The organism is Comamonas aquatilis (assembly GCF_965139575.1).
In the GTDB taxonomy this organism is placed as follows: Bacteria; Pseudomonadota; Gammaproteobacteria; order Burkholderiales; family Burkholderiaceae_C; genus Comamonas; species Comamonas aquatilis.
Genome location: NZ_CBCSIW010000024.1, coordinates 18,587 through 33,986 on the forward strand (window position 1 = coordinate 18,587; position 15,400 = coordinate 33,986).

The following is a 15,400-nucleotide window of genomic DNA, read 5'->3' on the forward strand; positions in this document are numbered from 1 at the left end:
TTTGATAGCTGCTACCGTAAGCAGGTATTGGGATATAGGCTGATTTCATCAAAAATTTATCTGCCAACCAGATCCAAGCTATCGCACCGCCGCCAACAAAAAGCCCCGCAAAGCGAGGCTCTCAAAGCAACAAAGAAAATCAGCTGGCCGCGTGATAAATGCGCGCTCGGCCCTGGCCGGAGGAGGGCTTGTTGCCCAGGCTGCGCTCATAGGTGGCATCGTCGCCCATGGGCACCAGGGCTTGGGCACGGCGCTGGGCCAGCACGTTCATGCGGGCGGTCTGATCGCGCAGCAGATTCAGAGCTTCGCCCAGGCGGGCGGCGCGCTCGCGCAGCTCGGGTGTCCAGTCGTCGGGGCCAAAGCGGCGCACCAGCTGGGAGAAAGCCACCATGGCATCGCGCATGCGGGTGCTCGATTGCTCCAGTGCCGCAGGGTCCTGGGCTTGCATGGACGCCGACACCATCTGAACCACCGCGTCCAGCGAATCGAGCATTTCTTGCAAAGTCATGGGAGGGCCTGCTTGTCAGAGGTTCAGCCGCGGGCGTGAACCAGGAATTCTTCGGTATTGGCCAGCAGCTTGTTGGCCACGGCTTCGGCGTTGACGCGGAAGCTGCCGTTGGCAATGGCTTCACGCATGGCCTTGACGCGATCGGCGTCAAAGTCGGTATTGGCGCGGCTTTGGCTGTCCAGGGCGCGGGCCGAGGAGGAGAAAGACACGGGCACACCGGCGGCGCGCTCTGGCAGACCCCGGGTGGATTCTTCGGCAGCAACAGTGGTCGCAGACTTTGGGGCCTGCTTGGCGGCCTGGGCTGCAGCACCTGTCTGGGGCAGCTCCGGCTTGTTTCCTATTTTCATAGTGGTTCTCCAATCGCCCTGGCGGCGTAGGGCGTTGTAGCCGTGGTTTCGACCAATGTGCGCAGAACTTGAGATATTTTTTGCATGGACTCGGGGTATGGAGCCGGGTTTGCGCTATTGGACGACAACGACGCCGTTGGCATTGACGGTGCCAGTCACCAGGCGGCCATTATCCATGCGAACCCTGACTTGCTGCCCCTGGCCTGCGGCCGACATGGCCTTGCCGGAGGAGGAAATCGTGAAGCCGCCGCCGTTGACCATGACCTGCACTGGCGAGCCTGCCGTGAACAGATTGGGCGGGCGCAACATGTTCTGGCGCAGCGCCTGGCCGGCGTTCAATGTGCGGGCTGCGACCTGGCCAACCCAGTCCTGGGCATTGGCATAGACGGGGGCGCTGTCTTCGGCCCAGTCCACTTCGGCCTGAACCGCATCCTCTGCCGTCAGCATCTTGCCGGCGGGAATGCCGGTTTGCACCACCCAGGCCGGGCCGTAGGCGTGCACGGTGATGGGGAGAAACACATTCCAGTGCACAGCGCCTTCCAGGCAGCGCAATCCCAGGCGGGTGCGGCCCCACAGGCGGCTGCCAGCAGGCAGATAGGGTTCGACCCGGGAGCAGGCGGCCAGACGCAGGCGGGAATCCAGCTGGCCGGTCTGCACCTGCATGCGCAGCGGCATATTGCCGGCGGGCTTGTCCGTGTCCTGCTGCAGGGCCTGGTCCAGAAAACGCTGGCCGATCTGCAGCAGCTGGCTCGTGCCGTCTTGCTGTGCCCATGCGCTCTGTGCCAGCAGGGCAGCCACGCCGACCACGGCGCAGCGCCGCAGGGCAAGAGCAGATGAAGCAATCAAGGAAGGTGGCACAAGCATGGTGTGAAGTGGGTGATCTGCACGCACTCTGCGGCAGATCCTGGCTGCAAATATAGGGCGGTACGCCGGTCTGCAATGCACCGAAGTACGCAGCCAATCCCGCTTTCTTCGCGCTTTAGCTTTTGGGTGTGATTTTCATAATCAGCGCATGCCGCAGTCCGTGCCATGGAGTGCGCCACCCGAATTCACCCAAGCGAGGCTGCGATGCTGAACAAACTGACCGAACGGCTGGACTTCCAGAGCCAGGCACTGCTGCTGCGGGCCGAACGCCAGCGCACCATTGCCAGCAATATCGCCAATGCCGATACGCCCGGTTATGTAGCCCGCGATTTCAACTTCCGTCAGGCCTTGCTGTCGGCCACCGGCGGTCCTTCGACTCTGGCCACGGCCGGTGCCACGGCAGCCGGTCATATGCCCTTGCCCGGTGCTGATGCCGCTCAAGGCATGGGCTATGCCGTGCAGACCCAGCCTGCCATAGACAACAACACCGTGGATCTGGACCGCGAGCGCGCCAACTTTGTGGATAACTCCGTGCGCTACGAGGCCACGCTGCGCTTCATCAACGGTCAGGCCAAGACCATGCTCAGCGCCATTCAGGGCCAGTAAGCGCTGCGCCCAAAGGAATCGTCATATGTCCATGTTCTCCATCTTCAATATCTCGGGCAGCGCGGTCAGCGCCCAGTCGCAGCGCCTGAACGTGGTGGCCTCCAATCTGGCCAACGTCGATGCCGTGGCCGGTCCCGATGGCAGTGCCTACAAGGCGCGTCAGGTGGTGTTTCAGACCGTGCCCATGGGCGCCGATGGCAGCGCCGGCGTGCGTGTGAATGCCATCAATGAAGACAACACGCCGGGTCGCCGCATCCACGACCCGGCCAACCCCATGGCCGGTGCCGACGGCTATGTGACCCATTCCAACGTGAGCGCCGTGGACGAGATGGTCAACATGATCTCGGCCTCGCGCTCTTATCAGAACAATGTGGAAGTCATGAACACGGCCAAGACGCTGCTGCTCAAGACCCTGCAGATGGGCCAGTAAGCCCGGGAGCCAACACATGATTTACGGCGCAGGCAACGTGGACGCCGCCACGGCAAAAACCGGCAGCAACAGCAAGACCGCAGGTACTGATCCCAATGAGGCGCAGGACCGCTTTCTCAAGCTGCTGGTGGCGCAGCTGAATAATCAGGACCCCATGAACCCCATGGACAACGCCCAGATGACTTCGCAGATGGCGCAGATCAACACGGTGACGGGGATTCAGCAGCTCAACCAGACCATGGCCTCCATGTCCAGCCAGTTCATGGCCATGCAGGTGCTGCAGGGCACGTCCATGATTGGCCGCACGGTGCTGACCGAGGGCAACACACTGGGTACTGCCGCTGACGGCACGCACACCGCTGCGTTCGATCTCGCCGGCTCTGCGGCCAACGTCAAGGTGCAGATCACCACGGCCAGCGGCGAGCTGGTGGACACGATTGAGCTGGGCCAGGGCACGGCTGGTCGCAACTACTTCACCTGGGACGGCAAGGACAAATACACCGGCGACGCTTCGCAGCTGCGCTATGTGGTGCAGGCCACCAATGGCGCGAGCGCCGTGGCTGCCACCTCGCTGTCACCCCACGCCGTGATTGCGGCCAGTTCCAGCAACGGCCAGCTGATGCTGGAGCTGGATGACGGCAGCAGCCTGGCCCACTCCGCCGTCAAGGCCGTGTACTGAGTTTTCGATATCAACGTTCCGCAGGAGAACATCATGAGCTTCCAACAAGCCCTGTCGGGCCTGAACGCCGCAGCCAAGAATCTGGACGTGATCGGCCACAACATCGCCAACTCTGGAACCGCCGGTTTCAAGAGCTCGCGCACGGAATTCGCCGAAGCCATGGCCAGTGCCGCCGGCTCGGCCAGCGGTCAGACCGTAGGCATCGGCGTGAACGTCGGCTCGGTGAGTCAGCAGTTCCAGCAAGGCAATATCAACGTCACCGGCAACAATCTGGATGTCGCCATCAATGGCGACGGCTTTTTCGTGCTGCGACAGCCTGATGGCAGCGCGGCCTATAGCCGTGCAGGCAATTTCCATCTCGACAAATTCGGCAATCTGGTCACCGTTGGCCGCGACCAGGTCATGGGCTACCCGGTGGACCCGGCCACTGGCAAGGTGCAGACCGGCATACAGGCGGTTCCCATGAACTTCCCTTCGGGTCAGTCGATTCCCGCCCGGGCCACCACCAAGGTGGAGATTGATCTGAACCTTGACGCCCGCGCTCACGACGCAGTCGGCGACCCGAACGCGACGCCGCCGGTTCCCGCCACGCCGCGTGCCACCTACGGCACATCGATGACTGTCTACGACAGCCAGGGCATAGGCGCGCCCATGTCCATGTATTTCGAGAAAAACGGCTCCAACAGCTGGGATGTCTATGACGGCCTGGATGATCCGACCGCCACCCCTCCTGTGGTAGCCAACAAGCTCACCACCCTGGTGTTCGATGCCTCGGGCAAACTGCTCAGCGGCAGCCCGGTCACCAACGCCTCCATCCCGACCAACAACCCCAATTCGCCCACGCCCGGTTCCATCACCGGCGTGAACATCGATTTCTCGGGGGTTAGCCAGTTCGGTACCAAGTTCGCCGTCTCCGATCTCACGCAGGATGGTTACACGGCTGGTGTCATGACGGGCATCAATATCAGCGGTGACGGCTCCATTGTGGCCTCCTACTCGAATGGCGTGTCGCGTGCGGAAGGCATGCTCACCCTGGCCTCGTTCAGCAATCCCCAGGGCCTTGCCGCCACGGGAGGCAACAAGTGGGTGGAGACTGCCGACTCGGGCCTGGCCATCAACGGCCTGCCCAAGACGGGCACGATGGGGGCGCTGCAGTCCGGTGCGCTGGAAGACTCGAACGTGGATCTGACGGCCGAGCTGGTGAACATGATGACTGCGCAGCGCGCCTACCAGTCCAGCGCCCAGGCCATCAAGACGCAGGACCAGGTGTTCTCCACCTTGGTGAATCTGAAGTAAGTCCCTAAGGCGCTTGGCGCCTTTCCCCCGAAAGGGGGCAACGTCCTCGCTGCGGGGGCAGCCCTGCGTTGGGGCGCGTGGGTTTCGAGTGGCAGTCGCCAATACGCAGCACCACGAATGATTGATTCGAGCAAAGGAAGCCAGCATGGATCGCATGATTTACACCTCGATGACGGGGGCCAATGCCGCTGCACAGCGTCAGGCCGTGCTGGCGCACAACCTGGCCAATGCGGGCACCAATGGCTTTCGCGCCGAGATGTCGGCGTTTCGCTCCGTGCCGGTGCAAGGTGGCGGCTCTGGCACGCGCGTGTTTGCACTGGAGGCGACTTCGGGCTATGTGGATGCGGCGGGCCCCGCCCAGCGCACCGGCCGCGCGCTGGATGCCATGGCCATGGGCCGCGCCTGGTTTGCCGTGCAGGGAATGGACGGCCAGGAAGCCTATACCCGCAACGGCGTGTTTGAAGTCTCGCCCCAGGGCCAACTGGTCAACAGCAATGGCATGGCCGTTCTGTCGGACGGCGGAGCCCCCATCGATATTCCACCCGAGTCCACCATCACGCTGGGCTCCGACGGCACGCTGACGGCCAAGACCGGCAATCAGCTGCCCGTGGCCGTGGCCAGAGTCAAGCTGGCCACGCCGCCCGAGGATGCACCTCTGGTGCGCGGTGACGACGGCCTGTTTCGTGCGGCGCAAGGCGATGCTCTGCCCAATGACGAGACGGCGCGTCTGCTGTCGGGCTCGATTGAAGGCTCGAATGTCAACAGCGTGGAGACCATGGTGGGAATGATTGCCGCCTCGCGCCAGTTCGAGCAGCAGATGAAGCTGCTGCAGACCGCCGAAACCAACGATAAATCTGCCAGCCAGCTGCTGAGCTTGAATGGCTGATAGCCCAAGGAATACGTCATGATCAATTCGCTGTTCATCGCCAAGACCGGCATGGAAGCCCAGCAAACCCAGCTGGACGTCATCTCGCACAATCTGGCCAACGTCTCCACCACCGGCTACAAGCGCGCCAATGCGGTGTTTGAGGATCTTATCTACCAGAACCTGCGTCAGGTGGGATCGCAGACCACCGAACAAAACCAGCTGCCTACCGGTCTGCACCTGGGTCTGGGCGTGCGCACCGTGGCCACCACGCGCAATTTTTTGCAGGGCAGCCTGCAGCAGTCGAACAATGCGCTGGATGTGGCCATCAATGGCAATGGCTTTTTCGAAGTCAACATGCCCGACGGCACCATGGCCTATACCCGTGACGGCTCGTTTCAGGTCAATGCGCAAGGCCAGCTGGTGACCTCCAGCGGCCTGCCCGTGGCCAACGGCATCACCATTCCCAATGGCGCGACTGCCGTGTCCATCAGCGCCGACGGCGTGGTCAGCGCCACCATGCCCGGCCAGGCAGCGCCCCAGCAGGTGGGCAATATTGCGATGAGCCAGTTCATCAACGCCGCCGGCCTGGAGCCGCGCGGTCAGAATCTCTACGTCGAGACGGCGGCCTCGGGCCAGCCCCAGCAGGGCACGCCAGGCACCAACGGGCTGGGTGCCATTCAGCAAGGCTATCTGGAAGCCTCGAACGTGAACGTGGTGCAGGAGCTGGTGACCATGATCCAGACCCAGCGCGCCTACGAAATGAATTCCAAGGCCATACAGACTTCCGATCAGATGCTGGCCAAGCTGGCACAGCTCTGATTTTCACTATGTATTGAGAAGCTGCAAGCGCTCTATTTCATTGAAATTTCGATGAGTTTTTCATTGAATTCAATATTGGAGGAGCGTTGGATGCTTTGTTTTTGATAGCGTGCATTGCGCACGCCAGAGGCAGAGAATGCCGCAGCCCGCTGCGGTTGGTTTGCCAAGGACTTGACGCTATGTTCAAAACCATTGTTTCTCCGTGTGCCACAGCGGTCGCCATTGCTGCGGCCTTGATGGTTTCCGGCTGCGTCTCGCTCAATCCACCGCCGCCGGTGGACATGCCTGCTACCGCGCCGCCGGTGCTGCAGCCGCGTGAGCCTGTGGCGCAGGCGCCCTCGGGCAGTCTATTCAATGCCAGCCGCTACCGCCCGGCGTTTGAAGATCAGCGCGCGCGCATGGTGGGCGACACGGTGACGGTGACCATTGTGGAGCGTGTCTCTGCCAGCCAGAGCACGGACTCCAAGGTGGGGCGCAACAATGATATGAGTACCGGCATCAACAGCTTGCCGCTGCTCAAAGGCGGTGCCGAGAAGGTGCTCGCGGAAGCTTTGACGCTCGGTGTCGGAAGCAAAAACGACTTCAAGGGCTCGGGCTCCACCTCCAGCAGCAATACCTTTACCGGTTCCATTGCCACCACGGTGGTCGATGTGCTGCCCAACGGCCATCTGGTGATTGCCGGCGAAAAGCAGATCGGCGTGAACCAAAACGTGGATGTGCTGCGCTTTACCGGCTCGGTCGATCCACGTTCGCTGCGCCCTGGCAGCACGATTGCGTCCACGCAAGTGGCCAATTTGCGTGTGGAATCGCGCAGCCGTGGCCAGGCCGGAGAAGCCCAGTCAATTGGCTGGTTGTCACGGTTCTTTTTGAACGTTACGCCGTTCTGATTCTTCCGAGAATGGGCAGTATGAAAGTACTGTCCACGCTCCTGACACTGCGCCCCGCAGCACGCACTTGCCTGTGGGCCGCCCTAGCCGCTGGCGCAACGCTGCTGGCCTTGCCCGTCGAGGCCACGCGCATCAAAGAAGTCGCGGCCATTCAGGGCGTGCGCAGCAATCAGCTGACGGGCTATGGGCTGGTGGTGGGCCTGGACGGCACGGGCGACCAGACCACGCAAATGCCTTATACCAAGCAGGCGCTGGCCAATTACCTGGAACAAATGGGCATCTCGCTGCCGGCCACGGGCAATGCGGCGCAGCTGCAGCTCAAGAATGTGGCCGCCGTCATCGTGACGGCCGAGCTGCCCGCCTTTGCCCAGCCCGGGCAGGGCATAGACATCAATGTGTCCTCCATGGGCAATGCCAAGTCCCTCAAGGGCGGCACCCTGGTGGCCACGCCGCTGCGCGGCGCGGACGGTGAAATATATGCCCTGGCCCAGGGCAATGTAGTGGTCGGCGGTGCAGGTGCGTCCGCCGGCGGCTCCAAGGTTCAGGTCAACCACTTGAGCGCGGGCCGTGTGCCCCAGGGCGCGCAGGTGGAGCGGGCCGTGCCCACGCCCATCAACGAAGGCAACACCATCACGCTGGGCCTGAACACCACGGATTTCCAGACCGCAGACAAGATGGTTCGCGCCATCAATCAGCGCATGGGCAGCGGCACGGCCATGGCCATGGATGGGCGCACGGTGCGGGTGAATGCGCCTACGGACCCGGGCTCACGCGTGCGCATGATTGCCGAGATTCAGGAAATGCCGATCGAGACCGCCAAGCCCGCGGCCAAGGTGGTCATCAATGCGCGCACCGGCTCCATCGTGCTCAACCAGGCCGTCACCCTGGGTGCTTGCGCCATTGCCCACGGCAACCTGTCCATCACCATCAGCACCACGCCGGTGATCAGCCAGCCGGGGCCGTTCTCGCAAGGGCAGACGGTGGTGGCGCAACGGTCCGATATTTCGGTCAAGAACGAGCCGGGTCAGGTGATCCACATGCCCAACTCGCCCCAGTTGACGGACGTGGTGCGGGCGCTGAACTCTCTGGGTGCTACGCCCCAGGATTTGCTGGCAATCTTGCAGGCCATCAAGGCCGCAGGTGCGCTGGATGCGGAGCTGGAGGTGATATGAGCCTGTCCTTGCCTAGTACTGCTTCTCTGGCGGCCAACAACGCGTTGGCCGTGGATGCACGCTCGCTCAATGCGCTTAAAACGGCGGCGGGCGAGAACAACCCGCAGGCCGCGCGCGAGACGGCCAGGCAGCTGGAATCGTTGTTCATGCGCGAGATGATCAAGAGCATGCGCGAGGCGACCATGAAGTCCGGCCTGCTCGACAGTGCACAGGGCAATCTGAGTACCGACCTGCTCGATCAGCAGCTGTCCGTGGCCATGGCAGGCCAGCCCGGCGGGTTGACCGAAGCCATCACCAAGCAGCTGGCGCGCAGCATGGGCGTGGAGGCGGCCGAAGACGCAGAGATTGCCGTGCCGTCCACGCTCAGCCTGAGCCGCAGCGCGTGGCGCGGCAGCAGCGGCATCAGCACGGGGGCCGGCAGCCGCAGCGCGCAGCTGCAGTCCATCAATGCCTACGCCCCTGCACCCAAGGGACGGGACAATTTTGTGGGCTTTCACGCCTCTGCCGCTGAGCGTGTGGCGCGTGACAGCGGCATTCCCGCGCATTACATGCTGGGTCAGGCCGGGCATGAGACCGGCTGGGGCAAGAGCGAGATCCGCAACAGCGACGGCAGCAACTCTTTCAACCTGTTCGGCATCAAGGCCGGCAAGGGCTGGACGGGCAAGGTGGCCGAAGTCACCACCACCGAATACATCAACGGCGCGCCCAAGAAGATTACGGCCAAGTTCCGTGCCTATGGCTCGTATGAAGAGTCGTTTCGCGACTATGCGCGCCTGATAGGCAGCAATCCGCGCTACGAAAAAGCCATGGGGCAGACGGGCTCGGCCACCGCCTATGCCGCCGAGCTGCAAAAAGCCGGCTACGCCACCGATCCCGCCTATGCCCAAAAGCTGGGCCGCGCCATACAAAGTGCGGCGCAAGCCGCATCCAGCACCGCGCAAGCCAAGCTCAACCGCACCAACGAGAACCAGACATGAGTCTTTTGAACGTGGGCGCACGCGCCCTGATGGCCAACCAGATGGCCCTGCAGACCACGGGCAACAACATTGCCAATGTCAACACGGCAGGCTATTCGCGGCAAAGCGTGGCCTTCCAGACGGCGACGGGTCAGAACATGGGCAATGGCTACATCGGCAACGGTGTCGATGTGGCCACCATCATGCGCAATTTCAGCGAGCTGCTCAGCCGCCAAGCCACAGCGGCCACGGCCGTCAGTGCTTCCGATACGGCCAGGTCGCAGTCGCTCAACCAGATGCAGGAGGTCTTCTCGGGAGGGAAGTCGGGGCTGGGTACGGCGATCAGCGACATGATGAATGCCTTTGGTGATGTGGCCAGCGCGCCCTCCGATGCGTCGGCGCGACAGGTGGTGCTGACCCGCATGAACGAACTGGCTGCGCGGTTTCGCGGCGCTTCGGCTCAGCTCGATGAGCTGGACTACAGCACCCGCCAGCAGATGAGCAACGATGTGAACGTGGTCAACAGCCTGGCGGAACAGGTGGCCGCGCTCAATGCACAGATCAGCCGCGCAGCGGCCACCGGTCAAACGCCCAATGATTTGCTGGACAAGCGCGATCAGCTGGTGCGCGATATCAACAAGTATGTGCAGACCTCCACGGTGGATGGAGGGGATGGGTCCATCAGCCTTTTCATTGGCGGCAGCCAGCCGTTGGTGTTGGGCCAGAGCACGGCTAAGCTGAGCCTGCAGGAGTCCAAGGAGTACCCGGGCAGCGGCAAGATGGCTGTGTATTTTCAGCAGACGGGCGGGCAGTCCATCGAGCTGACGTCGGCCATGATAGGCGGCGGCGAGGTGGCCGGCTTGCTGCAGTTTCAGAACAACGATCTGAACGAAGGGCGCAATCTTCTGGGGCGCATGACGATTGCCATTGGCGATGCGCTCAATACGCAAAACCAGTTGGGCCTGACCTTGTCGGGTGAAAAAGGCGGGGCGCTATTCAATATTCCGCTGACCACCTCGGGCGTCACGACTGGCGGGCAATGGGCCCAGCCCAACACGCCGTCCGTGACGGTGACGGACTCTACTGCGCTCAATGCTTCTGATTACAAGATCGTGTTTGGCGATGATGCCCCCAGGGGCAAGGTGGTGCGCCTGTCTGACGGCAAGACCACGAGTTTCAACGATATGGCCGATCTGAACAGCAAGCGCATCGATGGCTTGCAGTTCGAGCTCAAGGCTGAGGGCGCGCGCGGGCAGTCAGTGCTGTTCCAACCTCTGCGCACCGCGGCTCAGCAGGTGCAGTCCATGGTGCATTCCGGCAATGATCTGGCCGCTGCCAATCCGGTGGCCGCCAGCATCAGGTCGCTAGGCGATGCCGGGCTGCGCATGGGCGGCATCCAGGTGGGTAAAGGTTTTGAGGCTGCCGCTTTGCCGGATCCGACCACGCTGTCGTTTTCCAAGGATGCTGATGGCAAGGTGAGCTACACCATCACGCCCGCGCCTACGCCTGCTCCCCCCGCACCTGGTGGCATTGCCAGCACCGGCACCTATATCTCGGGCCAGGCCATCGAGCTGGCCGCCGGCCTGAAAGTGAGCTTGACAGGCACGCCCGCCGTGGACGGCGGCGAAAGCGATACGGTGAGCTTTGGCGCCAATACCAATTACAGCGCCGATACCGGCAATGCCAGCTCGTTTCTGGCGCTACGCGATGCCGTGGTATTTGATGGCTCCACCACGCTCAGCGATGGTTTTTCCGCTGCCATGGCCCAGGTCGGCACCCGCACCCAAAGTGCGCAGTATGCGGCCACGCTTTCGGCGTCCATCGTCAAAAATCTGGAGGCCGATCGCATGGGGGTCTCCGGCGTCAACCTGGATGAGGAAGCGGCCAAGCTGCTGCAGTTTCAGCAGGCCTATCAGGCATCCGCCAAGATGCTTCAGGTGGCCCAGGGGATTTTTGACAGCGTCATTTCCGCCGTCGGCCGCTAAGGCCTGCGTGCGATTGCATGGGAGATAAGACATGAGCATTGCACGCATTGGCACGGCCAGCATGTATGACAGCACCATCAACAATCTGAACTCGCGCCAGAGCTCTCTGGTGGACTTGATGGAAAAGACCACGGCAGGCAAACGCGTGCTGCGGGCCAGCGATGACCCGGTGGCGGCCGCTCAGGCCGAGCGTGCGCGTACGCGTATTTCGCGCTCGGAGAACGACCAGCGGGTGCTGGGCGCCCAGCGCGATGTGATTGCCCAGGGCGAATCGGTGCTGGGCACGGCCCAAAGCGCTTTGCAGGAGTTTCGCGATCTGGTACTGAAGGCCGGCAATGGCTCCTTTAACCAGGAGGCTCGCGATGCGCTGGTGCAGCAGATGAACAGCTTGCGCGACCAGATTCTGGGCTATGCCAATACCAAGGATTCCAACGGCCTGCCGATTTTTCGCGGCCTGGGCAGTGGCAGCGACCCCATCCAGAGCACGCCGCCTGGCTCCACCGGACAGCTCAATCCCGGTCAGAACACGGGGGCAGACAACGGCCTGCCGATTTCTCTGGACGGCCATGCCGCCTGGCTGAATGTGCCCACGGGCAACGGCGTGTTCACCGTCGGGGGAGAGGCTGGCAACAGCGGAACGGCCTGGGCCGATGTGGGCAGCGTGACGGATCCCAGCAAAGTGACGGGCGATAGTTACAGCCTGGTTTTCAGCAAGGACGCGACGACGGGCGCTGTCAGCTATGTGATCAACTCCAGCGCGGCAGGGGTCGTCAACCCCATCAAGCCCAGCCAGCCCTATACGGCCGGTCAGGCCATTACGGTCAATGGGCAGCAGATCACCATCAAGGGCGAGCCCGCCGACGGCGATCAGTTTGTCATGGAGCCCAGCACGCGCACCGATTTGTTCAGTGTGCTGGATCAGGCCATCGCTGCGGTCAAGCAAGGAACCAATGGCAGCACGGCGCTGCAGCAGGCGATAGGGCGTTCGCTCAGCGAGATCGATGCGGGCATGAACCGCGTGCAATCCATGCGCAGCTATGCCGGCGATCAGCTCAATCGTGCCGACCGACTGGAATCGGGCATGAAAGACCAGGCACTGACGCAGGAGGGTGCACGCTCGCGCGCAGAAGATATAGACATGATCACGGCGCTGTCGGATGTGGAAACGCAAAAAGTGGGGTTGCAGGCGGCTTTGCAGTCGTATGCGCAGATCCAGAAGCTCTCTCTTTTCAATTACATAGGCTGAATGCAGGTGTAAGAACGTGCTTACGATCTCTACGATGTCGCGTTGAAGCGCAATCGGGATGAGTTTGAAGCGATGTGGAGCAGCTTGCACCGGGGTGCAAGCCAGCCGCAGCGCGAAGAAATCGCCCGATTTCGCCTCAACCCTTCGGGCCAGTGCCTTTGCGGGCGCTCTGCGGCGTTACGAATCCTCGCAATAGCATGGCTATTGCTGCGGTATCGCGCCTAGCATCCCATCCCGCAAAGGTACTGGCGCGGCGCCGAGGAGATCGTAAATACGTTCTAAGTGCTGCCCTTCTTCGTGGCACACTTTTGCTTGTTGAGTCGTCACTATCAAAGCGTTTCCATGGTGCAGTCCGTTCTGAATTCCTTGACCCTGGGCTATAGGCCGTTATGGAGTCGCGCCCGGCGTCTGGCCGGAGTTCAGTTGTTCGTGCATGAAGAGCCGGGCCGCAATGCCGATATGCCGCACCTGTTGCGCACCTTGGCGGAAATGTGGAACAACCAGGCGCCGCCACTCTTGCTGTCGCCACAGTCGCGGCAGGTGCTGTGCAATCTGCTGGAGCATGCGCCCCAAGGCAGTCCGTGGATTGAGGTCAACGGCAGCTGGTTGCGCCAGGATGAGGGCATTTTCGAGCTGGTGGAACAGGCCAAGGCTCGCGGGCTGACGCTGGTTTGGAGCGGAGCGCTGAATCAGCTGCCCGATGCCGATGCGGCCCAGGGCTTTGTCAGCAGCTTGCTGCGCCTGCCGCCCGAAGGTGCACAAGGGGTGCGCAACGAGCCGGATTTTTCAGATATGCCATCGTTCAAAGCCGCTGCCGTGTCTTTGGCCGCCCAACCTTTGAACCTGCTCGATGGGCAGATGTACGAGGGACTGCAAAACCTGGAGCTAGCCCGGCTGTGTCTGGACAGTCATGACGCCGGGGCGGTGGCGGGTTGGCCGGTGGTGGACACCGTGCGTGCCTTTCGCCTGCAGCAGCCGCAACCTGCGCGCGATAGCGTGCGCAGGTTGATGCAGGCCATCGATGGCGAACAGTCCATAGACCAGTTGGAGCATCTGCTGGGCGAGGACCCGGTGCTGGCCTATCGCTTCATGCTCTATACCAACTCGGCAGCCCTGGGCCTGCGTCGCGGTGTGGACTCGCTGCGTCGCGGCCTGGTCATGATGGGCCTGGGCACGCTGCAGCGCTGGTTGTCCGATCAGCTACCCCATGCCTGCACTCACGCCGATCTGGTGCCGCTGCGCACGCAGATGGTGGTGCGCGCCCGTCTGGCCGAAGAGTTGATAGAAGCCGGTGTGAGCCTGGAATTGCAGCGTGAGATGTATCTGTGCTGCCTGTTCTCTCAGCTGGATTTGCTACTGCACGAGCCTCTGGCCACCTTGCTGCGCCGCATGCCGCTGTCGGAGCGGATTTTTGACGCCGTCATCAACAACACCGGTCCTTATGCCGAAGTGCTGCAAATGTCGGCGGCACTGGCAAGCACCGATGCTGCCACGATTCGCCGTCTGCGTGAGCAAGGGCAATGGGAGGCCGAAGAACTCAACCGCATGTTGCTGCGCGTTCTCAGCGATCTGAAGCTGGGAATGCCGGAAAAGCTGGCCTGAGTTTGATCTTGTTTGTATAGCTTCAAGCGCTTGTTGAATAGGCGTTTGAAGCGGATTTGACTTGATTTTTGTGGCTTCTGCGCAGAAAGCAGAGGTGGCGTATCAAAAGCCCAGGCTCGCCAGCAGATCATCCACTTGCGATTGGGATGTGACCACATCCGGGGTGTTTTCCGGATCGACGACCGGCCCTGCCAGTTTGACCTGCTGCTCCACTGGTGCCAAAGCCGGGGCCAGCTCGGATTCAGGCGAAGTCTGAATCAGCAGCTCCACCAGCTGGGTTTCCAGATCTGCGGCCAGGGCGACCACCCGGGCAATCACTTGGCCGGTCAGATCGTGAAAGTCCTGGGCCATCATGATTTCGGTCAGGCCGCTGCCGGTTTTTTGCGTGCCTTCCTCCACCTCCTGGAGAAAGTTCATGATGTGACCCTTGGCCACGGCGGCCACGGGGTCCTTGATCAGATCGGCACGCATGGCACGTGTGCGTTCGGCCAGCGCCTCTTGCTGGCTTTGCGTGACTTCCACCTGGCCCAGCACTTTTTCGGCCGCTTCACCCGTGAGACGGGCGATATAGGACAGGCGGCTCTGGGCATCGGGCAGCTCGGTGACGCTGCCCCGCAAGCGATCCGCATAACCGAGTTCGTTGAGCGAGTTGTGCAACTGGCGCGTCAGAACCCCAATCTTGTAATGCACGTCGGCGGTGGCAACCGGGCTGCTGCTCATGACTTACAGGTCGAGTTTTTTGATGATGAGGTTGACCTTCTCTTCCAGCGTGGCCTTGGTGAAGGGTTTGACGATGTATCCGGCGGCACCACCCTGGGCAGCGGCCACGATGTCTTCCTTGCGGGCTTCGGCGGTGACCATCAGCACGGGCAGCTGCTTGAGCTTTTCATCCTGCTTGATTTCGGTGAGCAACTGAAAGCCGTTCATATTGGGCATGTTGATGTCGGTCACCACGAAATCAAACTTGCTGGAGCGCAGCTTGTTCAGCGCAACCACACCGTCTTCGGCCTCATCCGCATCGGCAAAGCCGCTTTCCTTGAGCAGATTGCGCACGATACGGCGCATGGTGGAGAAGTCGTCAACAATCAAAAAACGCAGGGCATTAGCCACGAGAGGCCCTTTCGGTCGAAATAGG

17 protein-coding genes are annotated in these 15,400 nt (G+C 61.9%); 12 read left to right on the forward strand and 5 right to left on the reverse strand.

Annotated features, from left to right (window positions below):
* Positions 1-139: 139 nt before the first annotated feature.
* The 3 genes from ACNAZA_RS19685 to flgA all read right to left on the reverse strand — a co-directional run bounded on the left by ACNAZA_RS19685 (position 140) and on the right by flgA (position 1,719).
* The gene (locus tag ACNAZA_RS19685; RefSeq protein ID WP_120966102.1) at positions 140-508 is read right to left on the reverse strand and encodes a hypothetical protein; all 369 of its coding nucleotides are present in this window, start codon (positions 506-508) and stop codon (positions 140-142) included.
* Between the two features lie 23 nt (positions 509-531).
* On the reverse strand, positions 532-855 hold the full coding sequence (gene flgM / locus ACNAZA_RS19690; RefSeq protein WP_415798210.1) for a flagellar biosynthesis anti-sigma factor FlgM: 324 nt from the start codon (positions 853-855) through the stop codon (positions 532-534).
* A gap of 114 nt (positions 856-969) precedes the next feature.
* Entirely contained in the window at positions 970-1,719 is a 750-nt protein-coding gene (flgA, locus tag ACNAZA_RS19695) for a flagellar basal body P-ring formation chaperone FlgA (RefSeq protein WP_120966106.1), read from the reverse strand.
* Positions 1,720-1,923: 204 nt separating this feature from the next.
* Here flgA and flgB point away from each other — a divergent pair, with 204 nt between their 5' ends.
* From flgB to ACNAZA_RS19755, 12 genes are all read left to right on the forward strand, one after another.
* The gene (flgB, locus tag ACNAZA_RS19700; protein WP_415798211.1) at positions 1,924-2,325 is read left to right on the forward strand and encodes a flagellar basal body rod protein FlgB; all 402 of its coding nucleotides are present in this window, start codon (positions 1,924-1,926) and stop codon (positions 2,323-2,325) included.
* A 25-nt stretch (positions 2,326-2,350) separates the two neighbouring features.
* Complete coding sequence (flgC, locus tag ACNAZA_RS19705) at positions 2,351-2,755, forward strand: flagellar basal body rod protein FlgC (RefSeq protein WP_120966108.1); 405 nt, start codon at positions 2,351-2,353, stop codon at positions 2,753-2,755.
* Positions 2,756-2,771: 16 nt separating this feature from the next.
* Positions 2,772-3,434 carry a flagellar hook assembly protein FlgD gene (locus ACNAZA_RS19710; RefSeq protein WP_415798212.1) on the forward strand — a complete coding sequence of 221 codons (663 nt, stop codon included), beginning with the start codon at positions 2,772-2,774 and terminating at the stop codon, positions 3,432-3,434.
* A gap of 33 nt (positions 3,435-3,467) precedes the next feature.
* On the forward strand, positions 3,468-4,730 hold the full coding sequence (gene flgE, locus ACNAZA_RS19715) for a flagellar hook protein FlgE (RefSeq protein WP_415798213.1): 1,263 nt from the start codon (positions 3,468-3,470) through the stop codon (positions 4,728-4,730).
* Positions 4,731-4,875: 145 nt separating this feature from the next.
* Entirely contained in the window at positions 4,876-5,616 is a 741-nt protein-coding gene (locus ACNAZA_RS19720) for a flagellar basal body rod protein FlgF (protein ID WP_415798214.1), read from the forward strand.
* 18 nt (positions 5,617-5,634) lie between these two features.
* Positions 5,635-6,417: a flagellar basal-body rod protein FlgG gene (gene flgG, locus ACNAZA_RS19725; protein WP_415798215.1), complete on the forward strand. Its 783-nt coding sequence runs from the start codon at positions 5,635-5,637 to the stop codon at positions 6,415-6,417.
* A gap of 179 nt (positions 6,418-6,596) precedes the next feature.
* Positions 6,597-7,304 (forward strand): flagellar basal body L-ring protein FlgH, encoded by a 708-nt coding sequence (locus ACNAZA_RS19730; RefSeq protein WP_415798216.1) that lies wholly within the window; start codon positions 6,597-6,599, stop codon positions 7,302-7,304.
* Positions 7,305-7,324: 20 nt separating this feature from the next.
* On the forward strand, positions 7,325-8,476 hold the full coding sequence (locus ACNAZA_RS19735) for a flagellar basal body P-ring protein FlgI (RefSeq protein WP_415798217.1): 1,152 nt from the start codon (positions 7,325-7,327) through the stop codon (positions 8,474-8,476).
* Positions 8,473-9,453 (forward strand): flagellar assembly peptidoglycan hydrolase FlgJ, encoded by a 981-nt coding sequence (gene flgJ / locus ACNAZA_RS19740; RefSeq protein ID WP_415798218.1) that lies wholly within the window; start codon positions 8,473-8,475, stop codon positions 9,451-9,453. The genes ACNAZA_RS19735 and flgJ overlap by 4 nt, the downstream gene beginning before the upstream one ends.
* Positions 9,450-11,417 carry a flagellar hook-associated protein FlgK gene (gene flgK, locus ACNAZA_RS19745; protein WP_415798219.1) on the forward strand — a complete coding sequence of 656 codons (1,968 nt, stop codon included), beginning with the start codon at positions 9,450-9,452 and terminating at the stop codon, positions 11,415-11,417. Before flgJ ends, flgK begins: the two co-directional genes overlap by 4 nt.
* Before the next feature lie 31 nt (positions 11,418-11,448).
* On the forward strand, positions 11,449-12,663 hold the full coding sequence (flgL, locus tag ACNAZA_RS19750) for a flagellar hook-associated protein FlgL (protein ID WP_415798220.1): 1,215 nt from the start codon (positions 11,449-11,451) through the stop codon (positions 12,661-12,663).
* A 342-nt stretch (positions 12,664-13,005) separates the two neighbouring features.
* Entirely contained in the window at positions 13,006-14,265 is a 1,260-nt protein-coding gene (locus ACNAZA_RS19755) for an HDOD domain-containing protein (RefSeq protein WP_415798221.1), read from the forward strand.
* Between the two features lie 102 nt (positions 14,266-14,367).
* On the opposite strand, the gene ACNAZA_RS19760 is transcribed toward ACNAZA_RS19755, so the two are convergent.
* Together ACNAZA_RS19760 and cheY are read right to left on the reverse strand one after the other, a co-directional pair.
* Positions 14,368-14,985 carry a protein phosphatase CheZ gene (locus tag ACNAZA_RS19760; protein WP_415798222.1) on the reverse strand — a complete coding sequence of 206 codons (618 nt, stop codon included), beginning with the start codon at positions 14,983-14,985 and terminating at the stop codon, positions 14,368-14,370.
* Between the two features lie 3 nt (positions 14,986-14,988).
* Positions 14,989-15,375: a chemotaxis response regulator CheY gene (gene cheY, locus ACNAZA_RS19765; protein ID WP_120966119.1), complete on the reverse strand. Its 387-nt coding sequence runs from the start codon at positions 15,373-15,375 to the stop codon at positions 14,989-14,991.
* Between the last annotated feature and the right edge of the window lie 25 nt (positions 15,376-15,400).

Bases quoted from the DNA above. Each gene is read 5' to 3' on its own strand.
- ACNAZA_RS19685 (WP_120966102.1), bottom strand. From the start codon at position 508: ATGACTTTGCAAGAAATGCTCGATTCGCTGGACGCGGTGGTTCAGATG.
- flgM (WP_415798210.1), bottom strand. From the start codon at position 855: ATGAAAATAGGAAACAAGCCGGAGCTGCCCCAGACAGGTGCTGCAGCC.
- flgA (WP_120966106.1), bottom strand. From the start codon at position 1,719: ATGCTTGTGCCACCTTCCTTGATTGCTTCATCTGCTCTTGCCCTGCGG.
- flgB (WP_415798211.1), top strand. From the start codon at position 1,924: ATGCTGAACAAACTGACCGAACGGCTGGACTTCCAGAGCCAGGCACTG.
- flgC (WP_120966108.1), top strand. From the start codon at position 2,351: ATGTCCATGTTCTCCATCTTCAATATCTCGGGCAGCGCGGTCAGCGCC.
- ACNAZA_RS19710 (WP_415798212.1), top strand. From the start codon at position 2,772: ATGATTTACGGCGCAGGCAACGTGGACGCCGCCACGGCAAAAACCGGC.
- flgE (WP_415798213.1), top strand. From the start codon at position 3,468: ATGAGCTTCCAACAAGCCCTGTCGGGCCTGAACGCCGCAGCCAAGAAT.
- ACNAZA_RS19720 (WP_415798214.1), top strand. From the start codon at position 4,876: ATGGATCGCATGATTTACACCTCGATGACGGGGGCCAATGCCGCTGCA.
- flgG (WP_415798215.1), top strand. From the start codon at position 5,635: ATGATCAATTCGCTGTTCATCGCCAAGACCGGCATGGAAGCCCAGCAA.
- ACNAZA_RS19730 (WP_415798216.1), top strand. From the start codon at position 6,597: ATGTTCAAAACCATTGTTTCTCCGTGTGCCACAGCGGTCGCCATTGCT.
- ACNAZA_RS19735 (WP_415798217.1), top strand. From the start codon at position 7,325: ATGAAAGTACTGTCCACGCTCCTGACACTGCGCCCCGCAGCACGCACT.
- flgJ (WP_415798218.1), top strand. From the start codon at position 8,473: ATGAGCCTGTCCTTGCCTAGTACTGCTTCTCTGGCGGCCAACAACGCG.
- flgK (WP_415798219.1), top strand. From the start codon at position 9,450: ATGAGTCTTTTGAACGTGGGCGCACGCGCCCTGATGGCCAACCAGATG.
- flgL (WP_415798220.1), top strand. From the start codon at position 11,449: ATGAGCATTGCACGCATTGGCACGGCCAGCATGTATGACAGCACCATC.
- ACNAZA_RS19755 (WP_415798221.1), top strand. From the start codon at position 13,006: ATGGTGCAGTCCGTTCTGAATTCCTTGACCCTGGGCTATAGGCCGTTA.
- ACNAZA_RS19760 (WP_415798222.1), bottom strand. From the start codon at position 14,985: ATGAGCAGCAGCCCGGTTGCCACCGCCGACGTGCATTACAAGATTGGG.